Origin of the sequence: Pseudomonas sp. NPDC089554, from assembly GCF_050280645.1 — a bacterium.
In the GTDB taxonomy this organism is placed as follows: domain Bacteria; phylum Pseudomonadota; class Gammaproteobacteria; order Pseudomonadales; family Pseudomonadaceae; genus Aquipseudomonas.
In genome coordinates this window covers 1-26,956 of the sequence record NZ_JBNNVR010000046.1, presented here as the reverse complement: position 1 = coordinate 26,956, position 26,956 = coordinate 1, and the positions used below count along the sequence as shown (strand labels likewise).

The 26,956-nt window shown below is 65.0% G+C and carries 18 protein-coding genes and 2 pseudogenes; 4 read left to right on the top strand and 16 right to left on the bottom strand.

The window, feature by feature from the left end; genetic code table 11:
• Nucleotides 1–158 precede the first annotated feature (158 nt).
• The 4 genes from mdoH to pip form a co-directional block, all read right to left on the bottom strand.
• Nucleotides 159–2,732, bottom strand: a complete 2,574-nt coding sequence (gene mdoH, locus ACQKPE_RS15040) for a glucans biosynthesis glucosyltransferase MdoH (RefSeq protein WP_427667018.1) — start codon at nucleotides 2,730–2,732, stop codon at nucleotides 159–161.
• Complete coding sequence (locus ACQKPE_RS15035) at nucleotides 2,725–4,458, bottom strand: glucan biosynthesis protein G (protein ID WP_427667016.1); 1,734 nt, start codon at nucleotides 4,456–4,458, stop codon at nucleotides 2,725–2,727. The genes mdoH and ACQKPE_RS15035 overlap by 8 nt, the downstream gene beginning before the upstream one ends.
• A 262-nt stretch (nucleotides 4,459–4,720) precedes the next feature.
• Nucleotides 4,721–5,158 carry a D-aminoacyl-tRNA deacylase gene (gene dtd, locus ACQKPE_RS15030; RefSeq protein ID WP_427667015.1) on the bottom strand — a complete coding sequence of 146 codons (438 nt, stop codon included), beginning with the start codon at nucleotides 5,156–5,158 and terminating at the stop codon, nucleotides 4,721–4,723.
• Nucleotides 5,155–6,126 carry a prolyl aminopeptidase gene (gene pip / locus ACQKPE_RS15025; protein ID WP_427667013.1) on the bottom strand — a complete coding sequence of 324 codons (972 nt, stop codon included), beginning with the start codon at nucleotides 6,124–6,126 and terminating at the stop codon, nucleotides 5,155–5,157. Before pip ends, dtd begins: the two co-directional genes overlap by 4 nt.
• Nucleotides 6,127–6,273: 147 nt before the next feature.
• Between pip and ACQKPE_RS15020 the strand changes: the two genes are divergently transcribed.
• Complete coding sequence (locus tag ACQKPE_RS15020; RefSeq protein ID WP_427667011.1) at nucleotides 6,274–11,703, top strand: NEL-type E3 ubiquitin ligase domain-containing protein; 5,430 nt, start codon at nucleotides 6,274–6,276, stop codon at nucleotides 11,701–11,703.
• An 84-nt stretch (nucleotides 11,704–11,787) separates the two neighbouring features.
• On the opposite strand, the gene hutG is transcribed toward ACQKPE_RS15020, so the two are convergent.
• The 10 genes from hutG to hutC form a co-directional block, all read right to left on the bottom strand.
• The gene (hutG, locus tag ACQKPE_RS15015) at nucleotides 11,788–12,591 is read right to left on the bottom strand and encodes an N-formylglutamate deformylase (RefSeq protein WP_427667009.1); all 804 of its coding nucleotides are present in this window, start codon (nucleotides 12,589–12,591) and stop codon (nucleotides 11,788–11,790) included.
• A 10-nt stretch (nucleotides 12,592–12,601) separates the two neighbouring features.
• The gene (gene hutI, locus ACQKPE_RS15010) at nucleotides 12,602–13,807 is read right to left on the bottom strand and encodes an imidazolonepropionase (protein ID WP_427667007.1); all 1,206 of its coding nucleotides are present in this window, start codon (nucleotides 13,805–13,807) and stop codon (nucleotides 12,602–12,604) included.
• 11 nt (nucleotides 13,808–13,818) lie between these two features.
• Entirely contained in the window at nucleotides 13,819–15,351 is a 1,533-nt protein-coding gene (gene hutH / locus ACQKPE_RS15005; RefSeq protein ID WP_427667006.1) for a histidine ammonia-lyase, read from the bottom strand.
• A gap of 24 nt (nucleotides 15,352–15,375) precedes the next feature.
• Nucleotides 15,376–16,899, bottom strand: a complete 1,524-nt coding sequence (locus ACQKPE_RS15000; protein WP_427667004.1) for an HAL/PAL/TAL family ammonia-lyase — start codon at nucleotides 16,897–16,899, stop codon at nucleotides 15,376–15,378.
• Nucleotides 16,900–16,908: 9 nt separating this feature from the next.
• A complete protein-coding gene (locus ACQKPE_RS14995; protein WP_427667002.1) occupies nucleotides 16,909–17,739 on the bottom strand; it encodes a quaternary amine ABC transporter ATP-binding protein in 831 nt (276 codons plus the stop codon).
• Nucleotides 17,736–18,587 carry an ABC transporter permease gene (locus tag ACQKPE_RS14990; RefSeq protein WP_427667000.1) on the bottom strand — a complete coding sequence of 284 codons (852 nt, stop codon included), beginning with the start codon at nucleotides 18,585–18,587 and terminating at the stop codon, nucleotides 17,736–17,738. Before ACQKPE_RS14990 ends, ACQKPE_RS14995 begins: the two co-directional genes overlap by 4 nt.
• Before the next feature lie 26 nt (nucleotides 18,588–18,613).
• Nucleotides 18,614–19,582: an ABC transporter substrate-binding protein gene (locus ACQKPE_RS14985; RefSeq protein ID WP_427666999.1), complete on the bottom strand. Its 969-nt coding sequence runs from the start codon at nucleotides 19,580–19,582 to the stop codon at nucleotides 18,614–18,616.
• 94 nt (nucleotides 19,583–19,676) lie between these two features.
• Nucleotides 19,677–21,356: a urocanate hydratase gene (gene hutU, locus ACQKPE_RS14980; RefSeq protein WP_427666997.1), complete on the bottom strand. Its 1,680-nt coding sequence runs from the start codon at nucleotides 21,354–21,356 to the stop codon at nucleotides 19,677–19,679.
• Between the two features lie 330 nt (nucleotides 21,357–21,686).
• Nucleotides 21,687–22,268, bottom strand: a complete 582-nt coding sequence (locus ACQKPE_RS14975; protein WP_427666996.1) for a HutD/Ves family protein — start codon at nucleotides 22,266–22,268, stop codon at nucleotides 21,687–21,689.
• Nucleotides 22,265–22,975 carry a histidine utilization repressor gene (gene hutC, locus ACQKPE_RS14970; RefSeq protein ID WP_427667039.1) on the bottom strand — a complete coding sequence of 237 codons (711 nt, stop codon included), beginning with the start codon at nucleotides 22,973–22,975 and terminating at the stop codon, nucleotides 22,265–22,267. The genes ACQKPE_RS14975 and hutC overlap by 4 nt, the downstream gene beginning before the upstream one ends.
• A 143-nt stretch (nucleotides 22,976–23,118) precedes the next feature.
• Here hutC and ACQKPE_RS14965 point away from each other — a divergent pair, with 143 nt between their 5' ends.
• The gene (locus ACQKPE_RS14965; RefSeq protein ID WP_427666994.1) at nucleotides 23,119–24,483 is read left to right on the top strand and encodes a formimidoylglutamate deiminase; all 1,365 of its coding nucleotides are present in this window, start codon (nucleotides 23,119–23,121) and stop codon (nucleotides 24,481–24,483) included.
• Between the two features lie 35 nt (nucleotides 24,484–24,518).
• On the opposite strand, the gene ACQKPE_RS14960 is transcribed toward ACQKPE_RS14965, so the two are convergent.
• Entirely contained in the window at nucleotides 24,519–25,091 is a 573-nt protein-coding gene (locus ACQKPE_RS14960; protein WP_427666992.1) for a lipocalin family protein, read from the bottom strand.
• Nucleotides 25,088–25,342, bottom strand: a complete 255-nt coding sequence (gene bamE / locus ACQKPE_RS14955) for an outer membrane protein assembly factor BamE domain-containing protein (protein WP_427666990.1) — start codon at nucleotides 25,340–25,342, stop codon at nucleotides 25,088–25,090. Before bamE ends, ACQKPE_RS14960 begins: the two co-directional genes overlap by 4 nt.
• Nucleotides 25,343–25,564: 222 nt before the next feature.
• Between bamE and ACQKPE_RS14950 the strand changes: the two are divergent.
• Both ACQKPE_RS14950 and ACQKPE_RS14945 read left to right on the top strand, forming a co-directional pair.
• Nucleotides 25,565–26,860 (top strand): annotated as a pseudogene (locus ACQKPE_RS14950) (methyl-accepting chemotaxis protein); the annotation flags it as partial.
• A gap of 1 nt (nucleotide 26,861) precedes the next feature.
• Nucleotides 26,862–26,956, top strand: a pseudogene (locus ACQKPE_RS14945) (ribulose-phosphate 3-epimerase); the annotation flags it as partial.

The following is a 26,956-nucleotide window of genomic DNA, read 5'->3' as shown; positions in this document are numbered from 1 at the left end:
GGGCCTGTACCTAGAGCCTGAGGGGACTTTGTTGGCCAAAAATCCATGGTTGAGCTCAGAAATGCAATCGCGGGACAAGCCCGCTCCCACAGGTACTCCACTGCTCTTGAATTCAGCGGTAAACCTGTGGGAGCGGGCTTGTCCCGCGATGCGTTTTCTCAGGCGCCTACAAGGGCAGGCTGAGCCTCGTTCTCCGGGTGCAACGGCAACAGCGGCGAATGCGGATCGCTGGTGATGGAGTTGCGCCACACCTTGATCCACGCCTCGTTGCCCTCGCCCCACACCAGCTCGTGCAGGCGCGCCAAGGCGACCGGGTCGCTGAGCAACGCCAGCTTGGTGTTGCCATCCACGCCCTTCGGCCCGGCCTCCAGGGCCTTGGCGATGCGCTCGGCACGCAGTGCCTCGATGGGCGCCGCCTGGCCATGGCGAGCAGTACCCATGGCGCAGGCCAGGGCGTTCTGCCGCGGGTCGACCACGGCGCGCACGAAGCCTTCCTTCATCGCGTGCCAGCGGTTCTCGTGGGTGTACTGGTCGGTGGCCAGCAGCTCGTGGGGCGTGGCGTATTCCTCAGGAATCAGGAACAGCTTCTCGTCCTTGGCACGCAGGCCCAGGCGCACGCGGCTGGAGATCACCGAGACAGGAATCGACAACACCAGCGAGCCGACGATCGGCGCCAGCCACCACAGGAAGCTTGGGTTCAGCCAGGCCACCAGCGCGGCCCAGGCAATACCCAGCAGGGTCTGCGGGCCATGGCGACGCACCGCCTCGCTCCACGGGGTGGAGTCGTCGTCACGCTGCGGCGAATTCCAGGTCGCCGCCCAGCCGAGGAACGCGGCCAGTACGAAGCGGGTGTGGAAGATCATCCGCACCGGCGCCAGCAGCATGGAGAACAGCATCTCCAGCAGCATCGACAGGGTCACCTTGAAGCGCCCACCGAACTCGGTGGCGCCCTTGGCCCAGATCAGGATGACGCTGAGCAGCTTGGGCAGGAACAGCAACACGATGGTGGTGGAGAACAGCGCGATGGCTTTCTCTGGGTGCCACTGCGGCCACAGCGGGTAGAGCTGGAACGGCTCGACGAAGTACTGCGGCTCCATCAGCGTGTTGGTCGCCAGCAGCGCGGTCGACAGCACCAGGAACAGGAACCACAACGGCGCCGACAGGTATGACATGACGCCGGTGAGGAACACCGCGCGGTGCACCGGGTGCATGCCCTTGACCAGGAATAGGCGGAAGTTCATCAGGTTGCCGTGGCACCAGCGGCGGTCGCGCTTGAGCTCGTCGAGCAGGTTCGGCGGCAGCTCTTCGTAGCTGCCCGGCAGGTCGTAGGCGATCCACACGCCCCAGCCGGCGCGGCGCATCAGCGCGGCTTCGACGAAGTCGTGGGAGAGGATGGCCCCTGCGAAAGCGCCTTTGCCGGGCAACGGCGCCAGGGCGCAGTGCTCGATGAACGGCTTCATGCGGATGATCGCGTTGTGGCCCCAGTAGTGCGACTCGCCCAGCTGCCAGAAGTGCAGGCCGGCGGTGAACAGCGGGCCGTAAACGCGGGTGGCGAACTGCTGCAGGCGCGCATAGAGGGTGTCCATGCCCGAGGCCTTGGGCCCGGTCTGGATGATGCCCGCGTCCGGGTTGGCCTCCATCAGGCGCACCAGGCTGGTCAGGCACTCACCGCTCATCACGCTGTCGGCGTCGAGCACCACCATGTACTTGTAGTCGCCGCCCCAGCGACGGCAGAAGTCGTCGAGGTTGCCGCTCTTGCGCTTCACGCGGCGACGACGGCGGCGGTAGAAGATGCGCCCGAAGCCCTTGGCCTCGCGGCAGACCTCCAGCCACGCCTGTTGCTCGGCGACGGCGATGTCGCTGTCGTTGGTGTCGCTGAGCACGAAGAAATCGAAGCGGTCCAGGTCACCGGTGGCGGCGACCGACTCGAAGGTCGCGCGCAGGCCGGCGAACACCCGTGGCACGTCCTCGTTGCAGATCGGCATGACGATGGCGGTACGCGCATCGCTGGCAATCGGCTCGTTACCGGCACTGCTGCCGGAAATCTTGTACTTGTCGCGCCCGGTGAGCAGCTCGAGGAAGCCCATCAGTGCGGTCCAGAAGCCCGCCGATACCCAACAGAACAGGATACCGAAAAGCACCAGGATGGACGTTTGCAGGGCGTACGGCCACACCTGCACGACGGTGTCCCACAGCGGTTGGTTGGCCACTTCGTCGAAGTCGACGAACGACCAGCCCTGGTACGGCAGGATGCCTTTCATATACCAACCGGCCACGGCGGTCTGGCCGATCATCAGCAGCAACAGGATATAGCGGCGCATCGAGCCGACCCAGCGCCAGCGCGCTGGCGGCAATTCGCGCTTGGGCGGTTGCGGGGCGTTGGGGCGGCCCGTCATGCGTCGCCACATGCGCACCAGGATGTTGGTACGCCATGGCTCGGGCAGCACCTTGGTGCGCTTGATCGGCGGGGCGATCTTCAGGCACAGCCGACCACTGCCGTCGACGGCGAGCATCTCGGCGTCTTCCAGCTCGGCGGCAGTGCCGACGGTAAGGCGAGGGCCTACCGAGGCCTGGGTGGCCTCGGCAGGGTTGGCGGCCGAGTCGGCCGCCAGGCGTTGGTGCAACTCGCTGAACGAAGTGCAGCTGGCGAGTTCCGCGCGCTGCTCATCGCTCAGTGGGAGGTGGGCCAGGTATTCGCCAAGCGATTCCGGCCTTGGGCTTGAGTTACTCATCGGCAGGCAACTGATAGCTCCAGGTCTCGGTCAGCACTTTTTCGGTGGTGGCCGGGGCCTCTTGGGTGGACGCCGCGTCGGCGGCTGGTTGCTCGGCAGGTTTTTCCGCCTTGCCAGCCTTGGCGTGTTCGGCCTTGGCGTGGGCGTGCTTGGTGTCCTTGGCCGGGGTAGCTTCCTTCGGCGCCTCTACCGGAACGTCGCGAACCAGCGCGGCACGCATCTCGGTGGCTTTCTTCGGATCCTTCACCTTCAGTCGCAGGGTCAGGCGCCAGCCCTTGATTTCAGGGTTGTAGCGCAGGTTGTTCTCGACCACTTCGGCGTTGTCGCCGACGCTGATCTGGCTGCGTACCGGGGTGTCTTCGGCCAGCGCGGCCAGGGCCGGGCCATCGAAGTCGACCAGGAAGGCCACGCTGCCATCCGGCTGGCGGATCAGGTTGGACTGCTTGACGTCACCGGTCGAACGCAGGGTCTGCTTGACCCAGCCCAGCTCGGGAGCCTGGAACTTCGGCTCTTCGATGGTCCAGTGCTGACGGTAGTCGAACTCGAACGGTTTGCCAGGCTCAGGCAGTTTCTCCGGGCTCCAGAAAGCAACGATGTTGTCGTTGGTCTCGTCGGCGGTGGGGATCTCTACCAGGTCGACGGTGCCCTTGCCCCAGTCGCCTTTTGGCACGATCCAGGTGCTTGGGCGACGCTGGTAGTTGTCGTCGAGGTCTTCATAGTCGCTGAAGGCGCGCTGACGCTGCATCAGGCCGAAACCACGCGGGTTCTCGACGCTGAAGTTGCTCACGGCCAGGTGTTTCGGGTTGTTCAGCGGGCGCCACAGCCACTCGCCATTGCCAGCATGGATGGAAAGGCCTTCGGAGTCATGCAGGGCCGGGCGGTAGTTCATGATGCGCGATGGCTGGTTGGGGCCGAACAGGTACATGCTGGTCAGCGGGGCAATACCCAGGCGGCTGACGTTGTCACGCAGGAACACGCGCGACTTCACGTCGACGATGGTGTCGTTGGCCGGGCGCACGGTCAGCTTGTAGGCGCCGGTTGCGCGCGGCGAATCGAGCAGGGCGTAGATCACCAGGTGCTTGTCGGCAGGCTTGGGTTTTTCGACCCAGAACTCGGTGAAGCGCGGGAACTCTTCACCCGACGGCAGCGCGGTGTCGATGGCCAGGCCGCGGGCCGACAGGCCATAGGCGTGGTTCTTGCCGACTACGCGGAAATAGCTGGCGCCAAGCAGGGTCATGATCTCGTCCTGCTTGTCGGCCTTGTTGATCGGGTAGAGCACGCGGAAGCCGGCGTAGCCGAGGTTCTTGGTGGTCTCCGGGTCATGCGGCACGTCAGAGAAGGCGAAGCGGCTCGGGTCGTACTTGATTTCCTCGACCTTGGTCGCCGTCACTTCGTTGATCTTCACCGGCGTGTCGAAATGCATGCCCTGGTGATAGAACGAGAGCTTGAATGGGGTCTTGTCGTCCGCCCATTCGGCCTTCTCTTGCAGGAAGCGGATCTTCTGGTAGTCGGCATACTTCATGTCACGGAACACCGGAGGCAAGTTGCTCTTCGGTGCTTCGTACTTCTGGCCGGCCAGATCCTTTGCCTTGGCTGCAACATCGTCAAGATTGAATGCCCACAGCTGGCCTGCGTTCATCAGGCCGACCAGCGCTGCGCCTGCCAACAATGCCTTGCGCAACCGATTGCCGGGGATTCTTGGTGCATTACAGGGACTTACAATCACGAGCAACCCTCGCCGAAAACAGATCATGAAACCAACGGCCAGCGACAAATGCCGGGTTGGCGAGCACTGTTCCGACCCCGTAAGGGCGTAATGATTCCCCAAACGGATCCAGACAATGCTCGAGTCAGAGTAAAACGAACCTGCGAACGCAGGTTCACGCAGCGCGCGATTATCCAGCAGGCCGCGTTACAACGCATCAGGCTGAACAAACTATTTATCGTACAAAACCCCTTGTTTTGTACAAACAAGGGGTTTTTTGAGCTCATATTTGTAACATAAATGTTACCGGGCCATCATTGACCAGATGCACCTGCATGTCTGCCCCGAAGCGACCACTGGCAACGTCAGAATGCTGGCTGCGCGCCTGCGTCAAAAGGTAGTCGAAAAGCTCCGCGCCCAACGCTGGGGACGCCGCCGTCGAGAAGCCTGGACGCATGCCGCTGCGCGTATCCGCCGCCAGGGTGAACTGCGACACCAGCAGCAGGCCGCCGCCTATATCCTTGAGCGACAGGTTCATCTTGCCTTGCGCATCGCTGAAAACCCGGTAGTTCAACAACTTGTGCAACAGCTTGTCGGCATGCTCGCGGGAATCTTCAGGCTCCACGGCCACCAGCACCAACAAACCCTGGTCGATGGCGCCGACGATCTCGCCCTCGACCTCTACCCGCGCCTGCCGCACACGTTGCAGCAGGCCTTTCATGCTTCGTCCAGGGGCAGGTCGAGCAGGCGCCGGGCCATCTGGTCGGCAGCACGCACCAAGGCATCGGTGATGCCGGGCTCGGAGGCGGCGTGACCTGCGTCGCGAATCACCTTCAGTTCGCTGTTCGGCCAGGCCTGGTGCAGCGCCCAGGCGTTGTCCAGCGGGCAGATCACATCGTAGCGGCCATGCACGATCACTGCCGGCAGGTGGGCGATCTTCGGCAGGTCGCGGATCAGTTGGTCCGGTTCGAGGAACGCATTGTTCATGAAGTAGTGGCATTCGATACGGGCGATCGACAGCGCGCGCTGGGGCTCGGAGAAGCGGTCGACCACCAGTGGGTTGGGGCGCAGCGTGGCGGTGCGGCCTTCCCAGGTGGACCAGGCCTTGGCTGCGTGCATCTGGGCGATCTGGTCGTTGCCGGTCAGGCGCTTGTGGAAGGCCTTGACCAGGTCACCGCGCTCCTCGGCGGGAATCGGCGCGATGTAGTCCTGCCAGTAGTCGGGGAACAGGCGGCTGGCGCCTTCCTGGTAGAACCACTGGATCTCCTGCGGGCGGCACAGGAAGATGCCGCGCAGAATCAACCCATGCACCCGCTCGGGGTGGGCCTGGGCGTAGGCCAGGGCCAGGGTGGAACCCCAGGAGCCGCCGAACAGCACCCACTTGTCGATGCCCAGGTGCTCGCGAATACGCTCCAGGTCCTCGACCAGGTGCCAGGTGGTGTTGTTCTCCAGGCTCGCGTGGGGCGTGGAGCGGCCACAGCCGCGCTGGTCGAAGGTAATGATGCGGTACAGGGTGGGGTCGAAGTAGCAACGGCTCTGTGCGTCGCAGCCAGCACCCGGGCCACCGTGGATGAATACCACCGGCAGGCCCTCGGGCGAGCCGCTTTCATCGACATACAGCACATGCGGCGCTTCCACGGCCAGATCGTGCCGGGCGTAGGGTTTGATCTGCGGGTAGAGGGTCTGCATTGCGCACTCCGTGTGGGGATTTTGTCTGCCGTTGGGCATCATAAACCTGAATTGTGCTTTGAGCATGTGTCTGTGGGTAGATCATGTTATGCACGCCAGGCGCAGGTTAGTTCCTAGCATCAGGGCCCCATCACGCGAGGCCCAGCGATGAACGACCTGCCGCTCTCCCCCGAACACCTCACCCATCCCAGGCAACTGATCGCCCATAAACTCCCCGAGTGGCTGGTAAACAGCACCAAGGACGACCGGCAGCAGATGCGCGACGCCCTCGTTAACCCGCCCGCCTGGAGCCAGGCCGGTTACCTGGCGCACCCGCAGGTAGCACGCGCCCTGGTCGAAGAGCACGGCATACACCGCCAGGCCGAAGCCCAGGTGCGCGCGTTGCTGGAGTCACTGCCCGAACTGCTGCCCTTCGCCACCCAACTGTTGACCGAGACAATAAAGGAACACTTCGGGCTGGAACTGGACGTCACCACCACCTACCTGATCAACGCACCCGACGCGGTCGCACACAAGCTCAGCTTCGACAACGACCCCATCGTCGACAGCCAGCGCGCCATCAAGCTGGCAACCCAGTCCTTGCTGCACTGCGCCTTGCAGAACTTCGAAGCCTCCCACGCGCAGCCCGGTGGGCTGGACGTGGACGACATGCAGTCGGTGATCGTCGACAGCGACACCTTCGTATTCCTCACCCCGACCGGCAACCCGCTGGCCATCGACCCTGCAGCTTTCGCCGCACGGGTGCGCGAGCTCGATATCGGTGGACGCTACAAGGCGCTGGTCGACGCACTGAAAACCGCCGACAGCACCCTGCAAATCCTCGCCGACGCTGAGCGCTCGGCATTGCGCCTGCACCTGCACCAGGCCTACCTGAGCCAGGCGATCGACACCCCGCTCTACCATGCCTTGCTGACCCTGGCCGAAGATGGTCAGGCAGATTACCTGGGCAGCCCTCTGCGCTGCGCCTTCCCGAAGCTGTTCGACGCCGCGCCGACCGGCGCCCTGCTGATCGGCGCGGTGCCCTCACCTGAACTGTTGCTCGTCTACGACCCACTGATCGAGCCTTATAAAGGCCTGCTGGTGACTTACTTTCCCGGCGCGCCAACCCCACTCAAAGCCCATGGCTCTGTTCACGAGGTACAGGCGTACCTGCGCGAACAACTCTCGTGGCAATACCTGCATCCGCTCGTCCCCGAGCGCGACAAGCAGCGCGTACTCGACGCACTGCGCGCCCCGGACGCCTGGGTCGCCGTCACGCTACAACCCTTGCACCAGCCACTGTTCGATGAACTGGCCAGCCAGAAGCTGCAACGGCTCGAAGACGATGCGCTGTTCCATGCAGTCCCCACGGCCAGCGAGGACCGGATAACCGCCGAAAAACGCCGGGCATTCTTCACAAGCATTGCATTCAACGCGCTCAACCTGGGGGCGTTCGTCATCCCCGGCCTGGGTGCGACCTTGGTGCAACTGGGCTATGAGGTGTACGAAGGCCTGGAAAGCTGGGCCGAAGGCGACCGCCGCCAAGGCCTGGAATACCTGATGGACGTCATCGACAACGTGGCACTCACCGCAGCCTTGGCCGCAGTAGGCGACACGGCGCAAGTGCCTGCAATAGAGGTGCCCGCCCGGATCGACGCCCTCACCCCCATCGAACTGGCCAACGGCGAGACGCGCCTCTGGCACCCCGACCTGCGCCCCTTCAGCCACGACATCGTGCTGCCCGCCGACCTGCAACCCGATGCCTCGGGCCTTTATCACCACGAGGGCAAGACCTGGCTCGCCCTCGATGGCAACACCTATGCCGTGCAGCAGCATGCCGCGACCGGCCGCTACCCGCTGCAACACCCGCTCAAGGCGCATGGCTATGCACCAGAGCTTCGCCATAACGGCGCCGGAGCCTGGTTGCACGAGCTCGACCGCCCTCGCCAGTGGTCGACCGCCACCCTGTTCCAGCGCGCCGGCCATCTAACTGCCGGCATCGACGAAGCCAGCGCTCAACGCATCCTGCAAAGCAGCGGCATCGATTCCGCCGCGCTGCGCAAAGCGTTGAACGAAAACCAGCGTTTGCCTGCATTGCTGGAAGACACCCTGCAACGCTTCGCGCTCGACCGCGAAGTACGCCAAGCACTGGACGATGCGCCGCCGAGCCAGTTGCGCAGCGCGTTCGAGCAGCGCTACAGCGCCTTGCCCAAAGCCCAGGCACCTGGGGCGCAAGCCATCCAGCAGCGTTATCCACAACTGCCCAGTGCCGTCGCCGATGAACTGGCACGCAACGCGAACGCGACAGAGCAGGAGCTGCTGACACAAGGAAAGATTCCCCTGCGCCTGGCCGAGGAAACCCGCGCCTATCAACAGCAAGTGCGCCTGGCACGTGCCTACGAGGGGCTCCACCTGGGCTACACACGCAACTGGGACAGCGACCGCCTGCTGCTACGCACCCTCGAACAACTGCCCGGCTGGCCGCAAGACCTGCGCCTGGAGCTCGAGCAGTGCCGCAACGTGCCTTACCAGACCACAAGCGCAGGCCCCGAAAGCGCGCCGCAACGCATCGTGCTTGCCAGTGTCGATAGCGGTTACCTCATCCTCGAACTCACCTCGGCCGACAGCCCACCCGCCCTCCATGAAACACTGTCCGGCGCACTCTTCGAAGCCCTGACCGCAGCGCAGCGCCGCGCCTTGGCCATCGACGACGAAACTGCCCTGCAGCGCTTGCTCGAACACACCCCCGCACTCCCCCGCGAGACGCTGCGCGAGGTACTGGGCATGCGCCCGATACGCCCTGGCTACCGCTCGCCGATGCGCCTGGCCGACGGCCGTCTCGGCTACCCGCTCAGTGGCGCGGGCGCGACAGGAGGCGGCATCACCCGGCGTGGCTTGCTGGCGATGATCCGCCAGTCAGGCCTGCCAGAGCGCACCCCGCGCTCGGCCTCGGCGATCCTCGCGGAGCTGGAGGGCAGCGGCCTTGGCCACGCGCAGATCGACGCACGGCTGCGTACGCTGCTCGAGCAGCGCCAGACCTTGCAGACCTACCTGAGCGACTGGCAAGCCGCACAGGCGCCGGCGAGTGAAGAAGCGAGCAGTCGCCTGCAACGGCTGGCTACGACGCTGATGCAGCATTGGTACGACCACGCCTTGCCTGAACTGGGCGACAGCGATGCACCGCTGCGCCTGGAAGGTATCGACCTCACCGAGTTCCCGCGCGACCTGCCAGAGGCCTTCACTTCACGCGTCGCTCACCTGCAACTGGTCGAGCCTACGTTCGGCAATCTGCTCGGTTGGGGGCAGCTCGAACGCCAGATAACCAGCTTCTTCCAACAGTTCCCCGAAGTCCGCGCGCTGGAGGTCACGCGCCCCTACGTATCGAACGCCGCCCCTTCATCGATGCTTTTCGCGCTCCCGCTGATCGCCCACCACCTGCCAGAGCTGGAAGCGCTCAGTTTCACCCACCAGAACCTGCCACTGAGCTCCACCGACATCGACAGCCTCGCCGAGCTGCGCAACCTGCGCAGGCTGGACCTGAGCGGCAACCACCTCTCGCAAACCTACCCTCCCAGGTTCGACAGGTTGATGCTGGACTACCTGGGCCTCGAGCGCATGTCGCTGGAGTACTGGCCCTCCGCACTCAGCGCGCGTGCCCTTGAGCGGTTCGACGCGATATCGCTGCGCGGCAACCAGATCCGCCTGCTCCCCCACCACCTGCTCAACGACGCCCTTCACCCTTCGACCCACCCAACGCTTTCGCTGGAGGGCAACCCGATCCTCGACGCCCAGCTGGAGCAGGTCCTGCTGCGCGAGGATGGCCGGGCCGAGCGGTTCAACGTGGATATCAGCGACCCCTTGCGCGAACGCCTCGCGGCGTCTCAGCAACGGCGCCAACAACTCAGAGACGCTCTGGACGACTGGAGCAACGCCTCGAGCTCCACGGCGCCCTTGAGCGAACCGGTCATCGCCGCGCGTCGGCGCATCGGTAGCGCGGTACTGGAGTTCTGGCGTCAACAGGAGCGCGGCATACTCCGGGCACCCCTGCGCTCGCAGCACATAGCCCTGGAGCATTTCCCCCAACGCCTGCCGGCCTTTTTCAACGAGCGGGTACGCAACCTTGTACTGACCCGCGCAAGCGGCAGCACCGCACAGCTCGAAAGCCTGTTTGCACGCTTCCCCAATGTGACACGACTGGAAATAGAAGAGCACCAACAACCCGAGAACGACCTACCCTCGGCCGCACTGCGCCTGCCAGCGCTGAGCGAACTGGAGCTGCCGAACCTGCACCTGGAGGTCGACCAGGCCATGCTCGAGACCTTCGGCCGCATGAGCAACCTGGTTGGCCTCAACCTGGCAGGCAATCGCGCGGGGACTATCGTCCAAGCGCCTGAGACGCTGCGCCGGCTTACCCTGCTGGACCTGAGCAACATGGGGCTGACGCAATGGCCAGACTGGGTCGACGCACTGCTGCCACTGCCAGTGCTCAACCTGAGCGACAACCTGCTGACCGAACTCCCCGAACACATCCTGAGCAACCTGCACAACCAGTTCCCTGTCTCATCCATCAGCCTGTTCGGCAACCCGCTGAGCAGCGACGTGGTAGCGCGTGCCCGGGCCTCCTCGGACAGCCAGCACAGCTTTACCTTCGCCATGGACCTGCCCGAAGACCTGCAGACGGACTCGTCGGATGAAGAGCACGGCCATCTCCATGCGCCGGTCCTGCCCGCCGCCGGGGACGAACCCAACCTGCAGGACTGGCTGCACGGTGCTGAAGCCGAAAACGAAGCGTTGCAAGACAACTGGCAGCAACTCGAGCAGGCTGGCGATGCCGGCAACCTGCTGGCCTTGGTAGGACGCTTGCGCCAGAGCGGGCCCTATCGCAATACCAGCACACGCGGGCTTTTGTGCCAGCGGGTACGCAAGGTGTTGCTGATGGCGGTGGTGAACAGTGAAGACCGCATGCTTTTCAATGCCCTTGCCGAAGAAGCGCTGGTACAGCCCGGCACCGGCAGCCAGACCTGCCACGACGGGGTGCTGCTGGTGTTCCAGAACATCGAGCTGGTCATCGCCAACCGCCAGATGCTGACCAACGCCACCGACTCCGAAGACACCTTCTACCGCGAGCTGCGCCGCCTGTTCCGCCTACAGGAGCTGGACCGCATCGCCCGCGAGAAAGCCCGCCAGCGCGACGAAGCCGAAGTGCGCCTGGCGTACCGCCAGGGCTTGAACGACGAACTGGCCTTGGGCGTGCCGGACGATGACATGCTTTACCGGGTGGTGGCCGACGTAAACCACAGCGAGCTCAACCAGGCCGTGGCACTGGTGCGGCGCAGCGAACAGGGCGAGACCTTCCTGAACTACGCCGCCAGCAACGCCGACTGGACCCGTTACCTGCGCCATACCCACGCCGAGCGTTTCGAGGCGATAGAGCAGCAATACCAGGCTCGGGTCAACGCACTTCCCGACCAGCACCCGGACCTGCCCCTCGAAGCGTTGGCGCCGCAGTTCGAGGCCTTGGAAGAGGAGAAACGCTTACAGGACATGCGTCTGGTCCACGAGCTGACCATCTTGGCCAACCCTGACCGCAACGACTGAAGGGGCAATATGCGCTAACAGTTGCCGCCCCTTCGCCGAGGCAGGCCTGACGGTCTACAGCGGCGTGCGGGGCGTGTCGAGCGCTCAGCGCCCGTAGCGCGCCTGGCCCCAGGCCAATGCGCTTTGCAGCAAGGCGCGCAGCACCGCCTGGGTAGGCTCGGCCAGGTCCTGGCGATAGGTGAACGGCTCTACTTCGTCCATATAGGTGCTCTGCGCCAACTCCAGCTGCACAGCATGGATGTGCTTGGCTGGGTCGCCGTAATGGCGGGTGATATGCCCGCCCTTGAAACGCCCGTTCAGCACATGGCTGTAGGCCGGGGCCTCGGCGCATACGGCCTTGAGCCGCTCGGCCAACTCGGGGTCGCAACTGGCGCCGTTGAAGGTGCCGAGGTTGAAGTCTGGCAGCTTGCCGTCGAACAGGTGGGGCACGACCGAGCGGATCGAATGGGCATCCCACAGCAGCGCATAGCCAAAGGTTTCGCGCAGGCGTTCAAGCTCGCGGCGAATCGTCTCGTGGTACGGGCGCCAAACCTGCTCCAGGTAGCTCGCACGCTCCTCGGCCGAAGGCGCAAGCCCCGGCTTGAACAGTGGCTCGCCCTCGAACAGCGTGGCCGGATACAGGCCGGTGGTGGCGCCGGCATACAGCGGCTTGTCGTCGTCCGGGCGGTTGAGGTCGATGACGAAGCGCGAGTATTGCGCCGCCACCACACTGGCACCCAGGCCTTGGGCGAAGTCGTACAACTGCGGGATGTGCCAGTCGGTGTCCGGCAGGCTGCGCGCGGCATCGACCAGCCCCTCGCGCACCGCAGGGGTCAGGCTCAGCCCGGCGTGGGGCATGCTGACCAGCAGCGGCAGCGTGCCTTGGTGAAAACTCAATACCTTGTCCATGACGCCTCGCTCAATTGGATATCTCGTGGCCCAGGCGCACTACACGCTTGGGCAAATCGCCGCCGAGCCAGTAGGCCAGGTCGGCGGGGCGCTCGACCTGCCAGGCGATGAAGTCCGCGACCTTGCCGACCTCCAACGAGCCATGGCTGTCGCCCATGCCCAGTGCCGTGGCGGCATGCCGGGTCACGCCCGCCAAGGCTTCCTCGGGCGTCATGCGGAACAAGGTGCAGCCCATGTTCAACATCAGGCGCAACGACAGCACCGGCGAGGTGCCGGGGTTGAGGTCGCTGGCCAGGGCGATCTTTACGCCGTGGCGGCGCAAGGCATCCATCGGCGGCAGTTGGGTTTCGCGCAGGAAATAGAACGCTCCCGGCAGCAATACTGCGACGGTGCCGGCTTTGGCCATGGCCATGGCGTCTTGTTCGGTCATGAACTCCAGGTGGTCCGCCGACAGCGCCTGGTAGCGCGCCGCAAGGCTCGAGCCGTGCAACGACGACAGTTGCTCGGCGTGCAGTTTCACCGGCAGGCCTAGCTCGCGGGCCTTGATGAACACCCGCTCGACCTGCGCCGGGGAAAACGCCAGGTGTTCGCAGAAGGCGTCCACTGCGTCCACCAGCCCTTCCCCGGCCAGTGCGGGCAGCATGACGTCGCAGATGTGGCTGATGTAGTCGTCGGCACGCCCGGCAAATTCCGGTGGCAACGCGTGGGCGGCTAGGCACGTGGTGCGTACCGTCAGCGGCAGCTCCTCGGCCAAGCGCCGCGCCACGCGCAGCATCTTGCGCTCGTTGGCCAGGTCCAGGCCGTAGCCGGACTTGATCTCCAACACCGTTACGCCGTCGCGCATCAACGCCTGCACCCGCGGACGGGCGCTAGCCAGCAGTTCGTCCTCGCTGGCGGCCCGGGTAGCACGCACGGTGCTGGCGATACCGCCGCCCTGGGCCGCAATCTCGGCGTAGCTCACGCCTTGCAGGCGCTGCTCGAACTCACCGCTGCGGTTACCACCGAACACCGCGTGGGTGTGGCAGTCGATCAGCCCCGGGGTGACCCAGGCGCCGCCCAGGTCGACCGTGCGGGTGAGCTCACTGGCAGGCACGTCGGCCTGACGACCGATCCATTCGATCAGCCCACCATTGGTGATGATCGCCGCATCCTCGATGATCGAATAGCTGCCCTCGGCCATGGTGGCCACGTGGCAGTGCTGCCAGAGGGTTCTCATATCTCTCTCCATCACAGGCTCGGCAATACCCCGGCCATCAGCAACCCGGTCAGGCGACCTTCGGCCAACAGTTCGGTAGCCACCTCGATATCCGGGGCGAAGAAACGGTCGCGGTCGTAGTGCGGTACTTCGCGGCGCAAGGTCTGGCGCGCCTGCTCGAGCTTGGCCGAGGTCTTCAGGCCTTCACGCAGGTCCAGGCCCTGGCAGGCGCCCAGCCATTCGATGGCGAGCACGCCACGGGTGTTCTCGGCCATTTCCCACAGGCGCTTGCCGGCGGCCGGGGCCATCGACACGTGGTCTTCCTGGTTGGCCGAGGTGGGCAGGCTGTCGACGCTGTGCGGGTGCGACAGGGCCTTGTTCTCACTGGCCAGGGCTGCGGCGGTGACCTGGGCGATCATGAAGCCGGAGTTTACCCCGCCGTTCTCCACCAGGAAGGGCGGCAGCTGCGACATGTGCTTGTCCATCATCAGCGAGATGCGCCGCTCACTCAGCGCGCCGATTTCGGCAATGGCCAGGGCGAGGTTGTCGGCGGCCATGGCCACGGGTTCTGCGTGGAAGTTGCCGCCGGAAATCACTTCGTCTTCGGCGGCGAACACCAGCGGGTTGTCCGACACCGCGTTGGACTCGATGGCCAGTACCTCGGCAGCCTGGCGCAGCTGGGTCAGGCAGGCGCCCATGACCTGCGGCTGGCAGCGCAGCGAGTAGGGGTCTTGCACCTTGCCGCAGTGCTTGTGCGACTGCGACACCTCGGTGGAGTCGCCCAGCAGGTCGCGGAAACACGCGGCGGTGTCGATCTGCCCGCGCTGGCCGCGCACCTCGTGGATGCGCGCATCGAAGGGCGAACGCGAGCCCAGTGCAGCTTCCACGGTGAGGGCGCCGCAGGCGATGGCGCCAGCGAACAGGTCTTCAGCTTGGAACAGGCCACGCAAGGCATAGGCGGTGGACGCCTGGGTACCGTTGAGCAGCGCCAGCCCCTCTTTGGCGGCCAGGGTCAGCGGCTCCAGGCCCGCCACCGCCAGCGCTTCGCTGGCTGGCAGCCATTGGCCCTGGTAACGCGCCTTGCCCTCGCCGAGCAGCACCAGCGACATATGCGCCAACGGCGCAAGATCGCCGGAGGCACCCACCGAGCCCTTGAGCGGGATGTGCGGGTAGACCTCGGCGTTGACCAGGGCGATCAGCGCGTCGATGACCTTGCGGCGGATACCCGAGAAGCCACGGCTTAGGCTGTTGATCTTCAGCACCATGATCAGACGCACCAGGGCGTCGTCCAGCGGCGCGCCGATACCGGCGGCGTGGGACAGCACCAGGGAACGTTGCAGGTTTTCCAGGTCGTGGCTGGCGATGCGGGTCGAAGCCAGCAGGCCGAAACCGGTGTTGATGCCATAGGCGGTGCGGTCTTCGGCCAGAATGCGCTCCACGCAAGCCACACTGGCATCGATGGCCGCGCCGGCGCTGGCGTCCAGCTTCAGGCGCAGCGGCGCCTGGTGGATGCGACGCAGCTCGGCCAGGGTCAGTTGGCCGGGCACCAGGTTGAACACTTCCATTTCCATGCTCCTTCTAATCGTTGTTCAGTGCAGCGCCGCCAGCACAGGCTGTGGCAGCCGCGAATCTTTCAGCAGTGCGGCGGCGCGGGCGATGTCCGGCGCCAGCCAGCGGTCTTCCAGGTAAGCCGGTACCTGCTCGCGCAGCAGGCGCCGGGCGGCATCGGTGCCTACGCCGAAGCGTTGCGCCTTGAGGAATTCGAAGGCCTGGGCGGCCAGTAAGTATTCGATGGCCAGCACCTGGGTGCAGTTCTCAAGCACCTGGTGCAGCTTGAGCGCGGCGTTGGTGCCCAGGCTCAGGTGGTCCTCCTGCAAACCCGAGGTGACGTAGTTGTCGAGCACCGCCGGTTGCGCCAGCTGGCGGTTCTGCGCGCACAGCGAGGCGGCGACGTACTGCACGATCATCATTCCCGAGTTGACCCCGGGATTGCTCACCAAGAACGCCGGCAAACCGCTGACGTGCGGGTTGATCAGACGGTCGAGGCGGCGCTCGGCGATAGAGCCGATCTCGGCCATGGCGATCGCCAGCAGGTCGGCGGCCATGGCCACCGACTGGCCATGAGGGTTGGCCTGGGATACCACGCGAAAATCGTCCGGCGTACCCAGCAGCAGCGGGTTGTCGTTGGCGCCGTTGAGCTCGGCCTCGATCTGGCGCACGGCGTGGGCCAGCTGGTCGCGGGCAGCGCCGTGCACCTGGGGAATGGAGCGAATGCTCAGGGCATCCTGGGTACGAATGCCTTTGCTAGAAGCGATCACCTCGCTGCCGAACAACAAGCCGCGCAGGTTCTCGCTCACCACCTGCATGCCGGGGTGCGGCTTGAGCGCGATGATCTCGGGGTCGAAGGCGTCGATCTGCCCCCGCTGGGCCTCGAAGCTCATGGCGCCGATCACATCGGCCCATTGCAGCAGGCGCGTGGCGTCGTCCAGCGCCAGGCAGGCCAGGCCGGTCATGCACGGTGTGCCGTTGACCAGGCACAAGCCGTCCTTGGCCCCCAGCGCCACCGGGGCCAGGCCCTCGGCGGCCATGGCCTCGCTGGCCTCGACGATGCGCCCGCGATAGCTGACCTTGCCCACGCCCAGCAGGCACACGCCCACATGGGCCATATGGGTGAGATAGCCCACCGACCCCTGGGACGGCACCTGCGGGGTGATGCCACGTTCGAGCAACGCCAGCAGCGCCTCGACCACGCCACGCTGCACCCCGGACTTGCCATGGCTGTAGTTGACGATGGCGGCGCAGATGATCGCCCGGGTCTGCTCGTCCGGCAGCGCCGGGCCAACGCCGCAGGCATGGCTGAGCAGGGTATTGCGCGACAGCGCGCTGAGCTGCTCGCCCTGGAGCGAGACATTGCACAGCGCACCGAGCCCAGTGTTCACGCCATAGGCGCGCTCACCGCTGTCGACGATCCGCCGCACGATGGCCTGGGCGTTGTCGATACGCGCCCACACCACCGGCGCCAGTTGCAGCTGCGCGCCATGGCGGGCCACGGCGGCGATGTCCTGCCAACGCACCGGAGCGTCGGCGATCACGACAATTTCAGGTTGCGACATGACGGCCCCTTACACGGCAACAGCGCGGCGCTGGACGAAGCGGTCGACGTACTCATCGGCCGGCGAGTGGAGAATCTCCTGCGGGGTGCCGACCTGGATCAGCCGCCCGTCCTTGAGAATGGCGATGCGGTTGCCGATGCGCACGGCCTCGTCGAGGTCATGGGTGATGAACACGATGGTCTTGTGCAGGGTCTTTTGCAGCTCCAGCAGCTGGTCCTGCATCTCGGCGCGAATCAGCGGGTCGAGGGCGCTGAAGGCTTCGTCCATGAGGATGATGTCGGTGTCCGCCGCCAACGCCCGGGCCAGCCCCACGCGCTGGCGCATGCCGCCTGACAGCTGGTGCGGGTACTTCTGCTCGTAGCCCTTAAGGCCCACGGTCTCGATCCATTGCTGGGCGCGCTGGGCGCACAGCTCCTTGCTCTCGCCGCGCACCTTCAGGCCGTAGGCGACGTTGTCCAGCACGTTGCGGTGCGGCAGCAGGCCGAAGCTCTGGAACACCATGCTGATCTTGCGCCGGCGAAATTCGCGCAGGGCGTCCATGTCGTACTGCAGGATGTCCTCGCCATCCACCAGGATCTGCCCGCTGGTGGGGTCGATCAAGCGGTTGAAGTGGCGCACCAGGGTCGACTTGCCCGAGCCCGAGAGGCCCATGATGACGAAGATCTCGCCGCTGCCGATCGACAGCGACAGGTCGTTGACCCCCACCACGCAGCCGGTCTGCGCCAGCACCTGCTCCTTGCTGCGCTGTTCGCGGATCAGCTGCAAGGCTTCGCCTGAACGGTCGCCGAAAATCTTGTAGACGTTCTTCACTTCGATCTTGCTGATCGCCTGCGTGCTCATTTGCTCACCTCATGCCGTGGCCGACCGTAGGCCTGGGTAATGCGGTCGATCACCACCGCGAGAATCACGATCGCCAGGCCCGCTTCCAGGCCGCGGCCGACGTTCAGGGTCTGGATGCCTATCAGCACATCCTCGCCCAGGCCACGGGCGCCGATCATCGAGGCGATCACCACCATCGACAGGGCCATCATGGTGGTCTGGTTGATGCCTGCCATGATGCTCGGCAGCGCCAGCGGCAGCTGCACGCCGAACAGTTGCTGCCAGCGGTTGGCGCCGAAGGCGTTGATCGCCTCCATCACCTCGCCGTCTACCTGGCGAATGCCCAGGTCGGTCAGGCGAATCAAGGGCGGTGCGGCGTAGATCACGGTAGCGAAGATCGCCGGCACCTTGCCCAGGCCGAACAGCATCAGCACCGGGATGAGGTACACGAAGCTGGGCATGGTCTGCATGATGTCCAGCAGCGGCATCAGCACCGCGCGCAGGCGGTTGCTGCGCGCCGAAAGAATGCCCAGCGGCACCCCCACCAGCACCGAGATGAAGGTAGCCACCAGCATCAGCGCCAGAGTCTGCATTAGCTTGTCCCACAACCCCACCGCACCCACCAGGAACAGCAGGCCGATGATCACCACGGTCGGCAGGATGCGCCGGGTGGCGTGCCAGGCGATGACCCCGACCACCGCGAGCATCAGCCACCAGGGCGTGGCCCGCAGCAGGCCTTCGAGGTTGACGATGGCCCACAGCAGGGTGTCGGAGATGTGCCGGAACACATCGCCGTAGTTGGTGACCAGCGCATCGACCCAGCCATTGACCCAGTCGGCGATGGAAAATGTCAGGTTTTCAGGAAACATAGGCTCCACTCATCCGGTGACGGCGCTCAGAGCGCCGCGTTGATCTTCTTGGCCGCGTCTTCGCTGACCCACGCCTGCCATACCTCAGGATGTTCCTTGAGGAAGATCTTCGCCAGTTTCGGCGACTCGATGCGCTCCTTGCTCATGCGGGCGAGGTTCTGGTTGAGCAGGTCGATCGGCAGGTTGACCTTCTCAAGTACCGCGACCAGCTCGGGTGCCTCGTCGTGGAAGGCCTTAGACAGACCGACCTTGATCGACACGGTCTTGTCGACGCCGGGCTTTTCTTCCAGCTTGACCAGGTCGACCTGGCCCATCAGCGGGGTGGGGGTCCAGTAGTAGAACAGGATCGGCTCGCCGCGCTTGTAGCTCGACAGCACGGCGGCATCCAGCGCCGGGCCAGTGCCGGGGCGGAAGTTGGTATAGCTGGCTTCCAGGCCGTAGTCCTTGAGCATCTGGCTGTTGTCCAGCTCGCAGGTCCAGCCGGCCGGGCAATTGTAGAAACGGCCCTTGCTGGGTTCTTCCTGGTCCTTGAACACACTGGCGTACTGGGCCAGGTCGGCGACGTTCTTCAGGTTCGGCGCCTTGGCTTCGAGCTTGCGCTTGGCGTCGCCTTCGATCACGTAGCGCGGCACGTACCAGCCTTCGACAGCGCCGACCACCGGCGCGCCCACGCCGACCACCTTGCCGGCGGCTTCGGCCTTCTTCCACACCTCGCTGCGGCCGACCCATTCCTCGGCGAATACCTGGATGTCATTGGTGCCCAGGGCGTTTTCCATGGTGATGGAGTTGCCGGGCAGGCTGTCGACCTTGCAGCCGTAGCCTTCCTTGAGGACGAACTGCATGACGTCGGTCAGCAGCATGCCGCTTTCCCAGTTCAGCCCGGCGAATTTCACCGGTTTGCCCGAGTCGCACCAGGTGGCGGCCTGGGTGGCGTCGGCGGTGGCGCACAGGCCCAGGGCGAACAGCGATGCAAGCAAGGTCTTGGTGGTTTTCATTGCGTGACGCTCCCAAACTTTTTGAAGTGGAAATCGGCAGTTCGAGTAAGCAAAGGGTTGATTTAGGGGGCTGCAACGCAGCCCCCTAGGCCCATCAGCCGGTAATCATCGGCAGGTTCAACCCCTGCTCTTTGGCGCAATCGATCGCAATCTGGTAACCGGCATCGGCATGGCGCATCACCCCGGTGGCCGGGTCGTTGGTCAGCACCCGGGCAATACGGGCAGCCGCTTCGTCGGTACCGTCGCAGACGATCACCACACCCGAATGCTGCGAGAAGCCCATGCCCACGCCGCCACCGTGGTGCAGCGACACCCAGGTCGCACCACCGGCAGTGTTCAGCAGCGCGTTGAGCAGCGGCCAGTCGGACACGGCATCAGAGCCATCCTGCATGGCTTCGGTTTCACGGTTGGGGCTGGCCACGGAGCCCGAGTCGAGGTGGTCACGGCCGATCACCACGGGCGCCGACAGCTCGCCGCTGCGCACCATTTCGTTGAACGCCAGGCCCAGCTTGGCGCGCAGGCCCAGGCCAACCCAGCAGATACGCGCCGGCAGGCCCTGGAAGGCGATGCGCTCGCGGGCCATGTCCAGCCAGCGGTGCAGGTGGGCGTCGTCCGGGATCAGTTCCTTGACCTTGGCATCGGTCTTGTAGATGTCTTCGGCATCGCCCGACAGCGCAGCCCAACGGAACGGGCCGACACCCCGGCAGAACAGTGGGCGGATATAGGCCGGTACGAAGCCTGGGAAGTCGAAGGCGTTGCTCACGCCCTCTTCCTGGGCCATCTGGCGGATGTTGTTGCCGTAGTCGAAGGTCGGCACGCCGGCTTTCTGGAAGTCGAGCATGGCTTGCACGTGCACGGCCATCGACTGTTTGGCGGCCTTGACCACGGCAGCCGGGTCGGTCTTGGCGCGGTCGCGGTACTGCGCCCAGGTCCAGCCGATCGGCAGGTAGCCGTTGAGCGGGTCGTGGGCGCTGGTCTGGTCAGTGACCATGTCCGGGCGCACGCCACGCTTGACCAGCTCCGGCAGAATTTCAGCGGCGTTGCCATGCAGGGCGATGGAGACGGCCTTGCCTTCGGCTGTGTATTTGGCGATGCGCGCCAGGGCGTCGTCCAGGTCGCTGGCCTGCTCGTCGACGTAGCGGGTACGCAGGCGGAAGTCGATGCTGGTCTGCTGGCATTCGATGTTCAGCGAGCAAGCGCCGGCCAGGGTCGCGGCCAGTGGCTGGGCGCCGCCCATGCCGCCCAGGCCTGCGGTGAGCACCCAGCGGCCCTTGAGGTTGCCGCCGTAGTGCTGGCGACCGGCCTCGACGAAGGTTTCATAGGTGCCCTGCACGATGCCCTGGCTGCCGATGTAGATCCAGCTGCCGGCGGTCATCTGGCCGTACATGGCCAGGCCCTTGGCGTCCAGTTCGTTGAAGTGCTCCCAGTTGGCCCAGTGCGGTACCAGGTTGGAGTTGGCGATCAGCACGCGCGGGGCGTCGCGGTGGGTCTTGAACACGCCGACCGGCTTGCCCGACTGCACCAGCAGGGTTTCGTCGTCGTTCAGTGCCTTGAGGCTGGAGACGATCTTGTCGTAGCACTCCCAGTTGCGCGCGGCGCGGCCGATGCCGCCGTACACCACCAGCTCCTTGGGGTTCTCGGCCACTTCCGGGTCGAGGTTGTTCATCAGCATGCGCAGCGGCGCTTCGGTCAGCCAGCTCTTGGCGTTCAACTGGGTGCCACGCGGGGCGCGGATCTCGACGTCACGGAAGGTGTTGTGCTTGTTGTCAGTCACGAAAATGCTCCTTGAGCGATCTAGGCAAACCCGGCGAGATCGGCGGGCCAATGAGGCTGTGCGTACCGTGCGCACGGGACGGCCTATCCACTATTGCGCACTTAGCTTTACTTGTACATACAAGCATATGCAATTGAATTGCCAAGTTGCCTGGGAAGCTTTTCCGAGCAGGCTGATGGATAGCCGACAGGCCTTGTGATTCAAGGCCCGGGCTGGAAGATGAAAAATTGCGCAGAGGTTGGAGCGAAGGATTTTGCGGAAGATGGCATTGCGCCGTTTTGGGGCATTCGGTAACAAGGCGCGCTGAGAGTGGGCGTTACCAGGTAACCGCTAGGCGTGAGTGCTTGCCGTCAGTTCAATGATGCAGCAGCGCCCGGACACCGCGACTTCCAGCAGCCCGACGTTACCGCTCAGTTGCAGGCAGTCATACAGTTCCAGCGCCGACTCGCCCTGCCCTTCGACCACTACGGCCACGTCGGCCTCGCCACTGAACACCAGCAACGTCTGCGCCGAACTGAACAACCGCGTAGCACCTTCGAACCACTGCAACCGCGCCTTGTAGCGACTCGGTGCATAGATCAGGTTGAAGTCGCGGATCGCCCCGCCCAGCAGGGTACAGGCGACCTGGCTTTCGCCACTGAAGGCAAACGCATCGAACGGCAGCAGGGCGCGGGTCTCGTGCCCATCCACCGACAGGCGCATGCCATCGCCCTGCAACACGCTGATGACCCGCTGATAACCGGTGAAACTGGAGAATCCACCCGACGCCTCGATATCGGCGATCGAAAGGCGCCAGCCGAACCCGTCCAGGCCCTCGCCAGCATCGCGGGTGATTTCCTCGGTGGAACCACCGCCGTTCTTCCAGGGCATGCGCGGGTAGTCCCGGGCACGCAATACACGCAGCTGGCTCATTTACCGAAGCGTCCTTCCAGGCGGTGGCGGGAGCCGGGGTGGATCAGACGCGCGGCGGTCACCGGCTGGCGGCCGGACCAGGTGCGGCGGCGAATCAGCAGGCAGGGCTCGCTGCGCTCGATCTGCAACAGGCGGCATTCGTCGGCGTCGGCCAGGATCGCCTCGACCACGTGCTCGCCCTCGGTCAGCGGCGCAACCTGGGACAGGTAGGCGTAAGGGGTCTGGCGGGTGAAGTCCTGCTTGAGGTAGTCCGGGGCAATGGCAGCGTTGACGAAGCGGTCTTCGATCTGCACCGGCACGCCGTTCTCGTAGTGCACGATCAGCGAGTGGAACACCCGCTGGCCTTCGCGCATGTCCAGGGCCAGGGCGCGCTCGGAGCCGGCCGCTTCCTCGGCCAGGATCATCACCTTGCAGCTATGCTGGTGGCCACGGGCAGCGATTTCGTCGGCGATGTTGTTGACCTCGAACAGCGCCGAGCGGGTCTTGGGCTCGGCGACGAAGGTGCCGACGCCCTGCATGCGCACCAGCAAGCCCTCGGCGGTCAGCTCGCGCAGGGCGCGGTTGATGGTCATGCGGCTGAAGCCCAACTGGCTGACCAGCTCGCTTTCCGAGGGCACGCGATGATGCGGCGGCCAGCTGCCGTTTTCGATCTGCTGGACGATCATCTGCTTGACCCGGGCATACAGCGGCGCCGGCCCTTCGCCCATCTGGGCAACCAGCGCGGAGACGGGAGTTGTCGGCACGGCGGTGCATCCTTGTGCAATAGATTGACGGTAGCTTGCCGGAGTTTACCCGGCAGGCAAACGTCTGTATATGTATATACAAATTACAGAACAGGGTTTCCCCAGTGATGTCCGCCTATTTCGCCGAACGCGCCCTGCTGCCCTGTGGCTGGGCCAACAACGTCCGCCTCGAAGTCGCAGCCGACGGGACGCTGGCCAAGGTCGATGCCAATGCCAGCGCCGACGGCGCCGAGCGCTTGGCGGGGCCATTGCTGCCGGGCATGCCCAACCTGCATTCGCATGCCTTCCAGCGGGCGATGGCGGGCCTGGCCGAAGTGGCAGGCAACCCCAACGACAGCTTCTGGACCTGGCGCGACCTGATGTACCGCCTGGTCGGGCGCATCACCCCGGAACAGCTGCAAGTGATCGCCCGCCAGCTGTACATCGAGATGCTCAAAGCTGGCTACACCTCGGTGGCCGAATTCCACTACGTGCACCACGACCGCGACGGCCAGGCCTATGCCGACCCCACCGAGCTGTCACGGCGCATCAGTGCGGCGGCCAGCGCCAGCGGTATCGGCCTGACTCTACTGCCGGTGCTGTACAGCCACTCGGGCTTCGGCGGCCAGGCGCCCAACGATGGCCAGCGCCGATTCATCAACAGCACCGAGCACTACCTGCACCTGCAACAGCAGTTGGCGCCCGTGCTCGCCGCGCAACCCGCGCAGCGCCTGGGGCTGTGCTTCCACTCGCTGCGCGCGGTCACTCCGACGCAGATCGATGAAGTGCTCAAGGCCGGTGACGCGCAGTGCCCGGTGCATATCCACATTGCCGAGCAGCAGAAGGAAGTCGATGACTGCCTGGCCTGGAGCGGCCGTCGCCCGTTGCAGTGGCTGTACGACAACGTGGCGGTGGATGAGCGCTGGTGCCTGGTCCACGCCACCCACGCCGAAGCCGACGAAGTCCGCGCCATGGCCCGCAGCGGCGCGGTCGCCGGGCTGTGCCTGACCACCGAGGCAAACCTGGGCGATGGGATTTTCCCGGCGGTGGACTTCCTCGCCCAGGGCGGGCGCATGGGCATTGGCTCGGACAGCCATGTGTCGCTGAGCGTGGTCGAGGAGCTGCGTTGGCTGGAATATGGCCAGCGCCTGCGTGACCAGCGCCGCAACCGCTTGTACGGCAGCGACCAGCCGATGGTCGGGCGCACCTTGTACGACGCAGCCCTGGCCGGCGGCGCCCAGGCGTTGGGGCAGCCGATCGGCGAACTGGCGGTGGGCAAGCGTGCCGATTGGCTGGTGCTGGATGGGCAGGACCCATACCTGGCCGTCGCCAGCGGCGATGCGATTCTCAACCGCTGGCTGTTCGCTGGGGGGGATCGACAGGTGCGCGATGTGATGGTCAACGGGCAGTGGGCAGTGCGCCAGGGGCGACATGGGCAGGAAGAGGACATTGCCCGGGCGTTCGTGGAGGTCTTGAGAACGCTGCTGGATTGAAAAACCGTGGGGCCGCTGTTGCGGCCCCATCGGTTTCAATGCCGGGCGACGATGTCCTTGTCAGACACCCGCCAGATCAAGCGATTGGTGTCATACCCCTGCTGGCGCGCCTTCGACAGCAGGTTCTCCCGCTCCCAGGCCGGCAGGCTCGGCGTGCGCGACAGGATCCACAGGTACTTGCGGTTGGGGCTGCCGACGACCGCCGTGCGGTAGCGCTCGTCCACGTAGAGCACCCAGTAAGGCGCCTTCGCTACACCCGGCACCAGGCGGGTGAACCAGTTGTCGAACTGCACCCACAGCTTGTCGGTTTGCCCCGCCTCCTGCGGCCAGGCGCTGCCTTCGGCACGCAGCCACTCGTCATCCAGGGTACGACAGCGGTTCAGCACACCCAACGTGCCATCGGGCCGCACGTTGTAGTGCGCCTCGGACTGCGCGCAATCACGCTGGAAATACATCGGCAGGCGTGCCAGCTCGTACCATTTGCCCTGGTATTTCTTGAGGTCGACGCTCCCTACGGTCTTGGGCGCCAGCGGGTCGGTCGCGGAGCTGGCACAACCACCCAGCAGCAGCGCGGCACACAGCGCCAGCAACAGGTGCAAACGGCTCATTTGAGGCCCTGCCCCGAGTACATCAACACCTTGTCGGCGGCGTACTGCACGCTGATGAAGCTCTGCTCGTCCCCCCAGGTGCAGCTGCTCATGCCCAGCGCGCCGGAACACTCCTTGGGCGTACCCAGCAATAGCTCGACTTCGGCCTTGTTCATGCCGGCCTTGAGCTTGGAATAGTTTTCCTGGTTGACCTTGCTGCACGCGGCCAGGGCAACGCACAGGGACAAGAGGGCGAGGTTACGCAACGACATGGGGGTACTCCTGACGGTGGACACTCAGGCGAGACACCTGAAGACAGCTTAGAAGGAAAAATGCCTCCCCGGTTCCCTGCCCAAAGCCCTTTGTTTTCTTAGCCGTTGGTCGGCTGCCGCAGCGGTGATTAATGTTTTAGTCATAGCTGACGACACAAAATGCAGCGGTGTAGCTATTCGCCACACCACCCTTCCGAGATGCTTTGCGCAGACCTTGTAAAAATGACCAAGAACCTCAAGTTCAGCCACAAGATCCTGGTGGCCGCCGCACTGGTGGTGGCCGTTGCCTTTACCTGCTTCGTGCTGTTCAACGACTACCGACAACGGCAGTCGCTGCGTGCCGACACCGAGAACAACCTGCAGGCACTGGGTAGCCTGACAGCCGGCAACATCCACAACTGGCTGCAAAGCCGCATCCAATTGCTGGAGTCGTTTGCCCAGCAGGTGGCGGTGGACGGGCCAGAGAAAGACAGCCTGGCCCGCAGCCTGGCGCTGCCGGTGTACGGCAGCAACTTCCAGCTCACCTACTTCGGCGGCAAGGACGGGCACATGACCTCGGTGCCGGTGGGCAGCCGCGCCGCCGACTACGACCCACGCGCACGTGGCTGGTACAAGGCCGCAGAAGCCGCCAACCAGACCATCATCACCGAGCCCTACATCTCGGTCTCGGCGAAAAAGCTGGTAGTGACCCTGGCCACCCCCGTGCGCCAAGCCGGCCAACTGATCGGCGTGGCCGGTGTGGACACCGACCTGCAAACCATCAGCGACCTGATCAATACCCTGAACTTCGAGGGTCACGGCCATGCCTTCATCGTCAGCGGCGATGGCAAGGTGCTGATCCACCCGAAAGGCGAGCTGGCACTCAAGCCCCTGGCCGAGGTCTACCCCGGCAACACCCCGCGCGTCGGCAAGGGTGTGTCGGAGGTCGAACTCGACGGGCGCAAGCAGTTCATCAGCTTCACCCGCGTCGAAGGCGTGCCTTCGGCTGACTGGTACGTGGCCCTGGTGCTCGACCAGGACGCGGCCTACGCCATGCTCGGCGAGCTGCGCACCTCGGCCATCGTGGCCACGATCATCGCCGTGCTGCTGATCACCGCCCTGCTGGGCTTGCTGATTCGCGTGCTGATGGAGCCGCTGCACGTGATGGGCCGCGCCATGCACGACATCGCCGAGGGCGAGGGCGACCTGACCCGCCGCCTGACCATCCACGGCCATGACGAGTTCGGCAGCCTGGGGCAGTCGTTCAACCGCTTCGTCGAGCGTATCCACGAGTCGATCCGCGAAGTAGCCTCGGCCACCGGCCAGGTGAATGCCGTGGCCAAACAGGTGGTCACCGCCTCCAACGCCTCGATCATCAATGCCGACCAGCAGTCCAGCCGCACCAGCAGCGTGGCTGCGGCGATCAACCAACTTGGTGCCGCCGCCCAGGAAATCGCCCAGAACGCCGCCCTCGCCTCGCAGCACTCCAGCGCGGCGCGCGACATGGCCGTGGAGGGCCAGCAGGTGGTCGGGCAGACCAGACACCTTCGTGGCCGGCTCGGCGATCTTCAACGCCCCCGACTACCAGGAAGTCATTGCCAAGATGCGTGCCGAGTTGGCCCAGGCCCGCCCATG

Excerpts from the sequence above, each read along its gene's own strand:
- mdoH (WP_427667018.1), bottom strand. The coding sequence starts at position 2,732 with ATGAGTAACTCAAGCCCAAGGCCGGAATCGCTTGGCGAATACCTGGCC.
- dtd (WP_427667015.1), bottom strand. The coding sequence starts at position 5,158 with ATGAAAGGCCTGCTGCAACGTGTGCGGCAGGCGCGGGTAGAGGTCGAG.
- pip (WP_427667013.1), bottom strand. The coding sequence starts at position 6,126 with ATGCAGACCCTCTACCCGCAGATCAAACCCTACGCCCGGCACGATCTG.
- ACQKPE_RS15020 (WP_427667011.1), top strand. The coding sequence starts at position 6,274 with ATGAACGACCTGCCGCTCTCCCCCGAACACCTCACCCATCCCAGGCAA.
- hutG (WP_427667009.1), bottom strand. The coding sequence starts at position 12,591 with ATGGACAAGGTATTGAGTTTTCACCAAGGCACGCTGCCGCTGCTGGTC.
- hutI (WP_427667007.1), bottom strand. The coding sequence starts at position 13,807 with ATGAGAACCCTCTGGCAGCACTGCCACGTGGCCACCATGGCCGAGGGC.
- hutH (WP_427667006.1), bottom strand. The coding sequence starts at position 15,351 with ATGGAAGTGTTCAACCTGGTGCCCGGCCAACTGACCCTGGCCGAGCTG.
- ACQKPE_RS15000 (WP_427667004.1), bottom strand. The coding sequence starts at position 16,899 with ATGTCGCAACCTGAAATTGTCGTGATCGCCGACGCTCCGGTGCGTTGG.
- ACQKPE_RS14995 (WP_427667002.1), bottom strand. The coding sequence starts at position 17,739 with ATGAGCACGCAGGCGATCAGCAAGATCGAAGTGAAGAACGTCTACAAG.
- ACQKPE_RS14990 (WP_427667000.1), bottom strand. The coding sequence starts at position 18,587 with ATGTTTCCTGAAAACCTGACATTTTCCATCGCCGACTGGGTCAATGGC.
- ACQKPE_RS14985 (WP_427666999.1), bottom strand. The coding sequence starts at position 19,582 with ATGAAAACCACCAAGACCTTGCTTGCATCGCTGTTCGCCCTGGGCCTG.
- ACQKPE_RS14975 (WP_427666996.1), bottom strand. The coding sequence starts at position 22,268 with ATGAGCCAGCTGCGTGTATTGCGTGCCCGGGACTACCCGCGCATGCCC.
- hutC (WP_427667039.1), bottom strand. The coding sequence starts at position 22,975 with ATGGGCGAAGGGCCGGCGCCGCTGTATGCCCGGGTCAAGCAGATGATC.
- ACQKPE_RS14965 (WP_427666994.1), top strand. The coding sequence starts at position 23,119 with ATGTCCGCCTATTTCGCCGAACGCGCCCTGCTGCCCTGTGGCTGGGCC.
- ACQKPE_RS14960 (WP_427666992.1), bottom strand. The coding sequence starts at position 25,091 with ATGAGCCGTTTGCACCTGTTGCTGGCGCTGTGTGCCGCGCTGCTGCTG.
- bamE (WP_427666990.1), bottom strand. The coding sequence starts at position 25,342 with ATGTCGTTGCGTAACCTCGCCCTCTTGTCCCTGTGCGTTGCCCTGGCC.